The 3,206-nt window shown below is 69.8% G+C and carries 3 protein-coding genes; all 3 read left to right on the top strand.

Annotated elements, in window-relative coordinates; genetic code table 11:
- Nucleotides 1-86 precede the first annotated feature (86 nt).
- A complete protein-coding gene (locus ABD308_RS37955; RefSeq protein ID WP_344345407.1) occupies nt 87-530 on the top strand; it encodes a YbaB/EbfC family nucleoid-associated protein in 444 nt (147 codons plus the stop codon).
- The gene (locus ABD308_RS37960; protein WP_344345409.1) at nt 523-837 is read left to right on the top strand and encodes a hypothetical protein; all 315 of its coding nucleotides are present in this window, start codon (nt 523-525) and stop codon (nt 835-837) included. The genes ABD308_RS37955 and ABD308_RS37960 overlap by 8 nt, the downstream gene beginning before the upstream one ends.
- A gap of 59 nt (nt 838-896) precedes the next feature.
- Nucleotides 897-3,206 (top strand): WXG100-like domain-containing protein (locus ABD308_RS37965; RefSeq protein WP_344345411.1); only part of this gene is annotated, 2,310 nt, incomplete at its 3' end.

The following is a 3,206-nucleotide window of genomic DNA, read 5'->3' on the forward strand; positions in this document are numbered from 1 at the left end:
GGTGCCGCCCCGCCCGCCCGATCCGGCGGCGGGGCGGCACCGGGCCAGGAGCAGCCGGTACCCACGAACAGAAACGAGAGCAGCACATGAGCAACCCGTTCGCGGACCAGATCGCCCAGGCGATGGCGGACATGCAGACCGAGCTGGCCCGGGCCGAGGCCATGCAGAAGGAGATGAACGAGCTCACCGGCTCGGTCACCTCCAAGGACCGCATGGTCACCGTCAAGGTCGGCTCGCAGGGCCAGGTCGTCTCGATGACCTTCCACACCAACGCCTACCGCGAGATGGCGCCCGCCGAGCTCGCCAAGGTCCTCACCGACGTCCTCAACGAAGCCCGGGCGGACGTCGGCAAGCAGGTCTCCGAGCGGATCTCCCGGTTCGACGGGATCGGCGAGACGCTGCGGCTCTCGATGACCGGCGGCAGCGAGCTGGACGAGATCCTCGAACCGCTCTGGGCGATGGCCCCGGGCTACGAGGACGAGGCGACGAGGAAGGCGAAGGCGAACCGGCAGGAGGAGTTCCGTGGCTGAGTCGGGGACCACCGCCAAGACGGCGATGCTCAAGAAGAGCTTCGCCGAGTTCTTCGAGCTGAAGGACTTCGTCACCCAGCTCAACACCGAGGCCACCCACATCAACGAGATCAACCTGCGGGTGGGCGGCAACGACGAGATCGGCAAGCAGTACCACGCCCAGGTCGACGACGGCACCAAGAACCTCTACGAGCTGATCGTCAGGATCGGCTCCACCCTCTCCTCGGTCGGCGAGAACGGAGAGCTCCTCGCCGACACCCTCGACAAGGCGGGCGACCACGCCCGCGACCTCGCCAACGGCTTCTGACCCCAGCGGAGCCCGACGGCCCGACCCCGCGCAACGACCGGAAACGGCAGGCAGTTCCCGTGGCCCACTCCTCGATCGAGGTCAACGAATCGACCGCACGGTTCTTCACGATCATCACCGGCATGCCCTGGCCGGAGATCCGTGAGGGGGACCTGCGGGAGGTCCGGGACGCCTACGAGCAGCTGGCCAAGGAGATGCCCGAGCTGCGGGCGCTGATCGAGAAGGTCGCGATCTCCTGCGCCCGGCAGTTCAAGGGCCAGGCCGCCACCTCGTTCGCCTACCAGATGAACTCGTTCATCGGCCGGACCGGCGGGGACGACTACGTGTCGGCGGCGGGCAACACCGCCAAGGCGCTGGCGAACTGCGCCGGCGAGGTGGCCAACGTCGTCGAGTACACCAAGTGGATGGCCATCGCCCAGCTGGTGCAGCTGCTGGTCGAGATCGCGCTGGCGATCTTCTGGGCGCCGTTCAGCTTCGGTGCCAGCCTCTCCGGGCTGGTGCTCAAGAAGCTGCTCACCAAGGCCGCGCTGATGGCCCTGATGAAGTACCTGCTCAAGACCATCGCGATGCACACCTTCTCGGGCATCGTCGGCGGTCTGCTGATGGACGGCATCATCCAGAACCTCCAGATCGGCCAGGGCAACCGCAAGGAGATCGACAAGGAGTACACCAAGCAGGCGGTGCTCTTCGGTGTCATCGGCGGCGTCCTGGGCGGCCCGCTCGAACTGCTCGGCCTCGGCCTGGGCAAGCTGCTGGGCCGTCTGCTCGGCAGGAGCGGCGGCCGGCTGCTCGCCGACAAGCTCAGCGACTACCTGGTCAACGGCGAGCTGAAGAGCCTCAAGGGCACGCTGAAGACCGCCGCCGAGGCGGCCGCCAAGTCCGGCGAGAAGGGCACGCTCGGCACGGTCGGCAAGGAGACCTCCAAGGGCCTCGCCGACGAGGCGCTGAAGAAGTCGCAGGCCCGCGCCTTCGCCCGGGACCTCGGCAACCTGATGGAGGCCTCCACCGAGCAGCTCCAGGCGGGCTTCGGCAAGACCACCAAGGGCAGCCTGGGCGACACCTTCGTCAAGGAGATGGAGAAGACCTTCGTCAAGCACCTCGGCGAGCAGCTCGGGAAGAAGGAGGCCGGGGCGCTCGGCCGGGAGCTGGGCGAGAAGTTCGCCGAGAAGTGGGTGGGCAAGGCCCGGCAGACCGTCGAGCTCAGAGGAGCGGCCAGCGAGGGCCTCAAGGACGCGCTCGACACGGTTCTCAAACAGGATGCCGGAAAGGGCCTGACCGCCCACCAGGTCAGCGCCCTGGGCAAGCACCTGCCCGACCTCGCCGACGGCCTGACGCAGGGCAACAAGATGTTCCAGCTCGGCCTGGGGCTCGGCAACTACATCCAGTCCGGCACCCAGAACGTGCTCAGCGAGGGCTTCTACAACCTCATCTTCGGTGAGAACCACGAGTTCACCGTCACCGCGGGCAGCTTCGTCGGCGGCATGATGACCGCGATGATGGGTCACGTCATGCACCTCGGCTCGGCGCCGCTGATGCACCGTTACGCCGACTGGGTGCAGCGGACCCAGTTCGCGGAGGTCGCGGACGGGGCGTCCAAGTACTTCCCGCTCCACCACCCGATCACCTTCGCCGCGCTGGCCAGTCTGGCCTCCGGCAAGGTCGTGCCGTTCCCGGTGCCCCGGATGGGCCACCCCGAGGCCTTCGAGTTCGCCAGGAGCTTCCGCGTCAACTCGCTGGAGGACGTCGCGAAGGGCCTGTCGCACGCCTCGGGCGTCGACATCAAGTCCCCGCCGGCCGACTCCGAGGTGGCCGAGTGGATGCAGCAACTGCTGCCCTACGTCGACCTGGTGGCCGACGAGCACGCCCAGGACCTGGCCGCCAAGGAGGCCGAGCGCGCCCGGACCGTCGGCGACGACGCGACGCTCCACGAGGAGTCCGCGGGGACGCCGGGGAGGAAGGGGGCGAAGGGCGGCGACGAGGCCTCCGGCGCGCCGGTCAAGGTCCAGTCGGACGACGACGCCGCGGTCCTCGCCCCGCAGCCGCGGCCGCAGGAGTCCGAGCAGCGGGCGCCGGAGTCCAAGCCGCAGGAGCAGCGGGCCCCGGAGCGGAAGCCCTCCGAGCGCAACCCGGCCGAGACGCCCGGCCAGGAGGCGCCGAAGAAGAGCGCCCAGCCGCGCAGGGGCGCGGTGCCGCCGGTGTCGACCGAGTCCTCGGGCGACGCGCTGACCGCCCCCCGCCGGCGCGCCCAGGGGGCCGAGGACCCCACCACGGGCCAGCAACCGGCCGCCGCCACCGCCTCGGCCCAGGCCGCGGGCGAACGCCCCCGCCCGACCGTGCTCACCGCCTCCGACGGCGGCCGCCCGGCCCCC

The organism is Kitasatospora putterlickiae (assembly GCF_039527695.1).
In the GTDB taxonomy this organism is placed as follows: Bacteria; Actinomycetota; Actinomycetes; order Streptomycetales; family Streptomycetaceae; genus Kitasatospora; species Kitasatospora putterlickiae.

Bases quoted from the DNA above. Each gene is read 5' to 3' on its own strand.
- ABD308_RS37955 (WP_344345407.1), top strand. From the start codon at position 87: ATGAGCAACCCGTTCGCGGACCAGATCGCCCAGGCGATGGCGGACATG.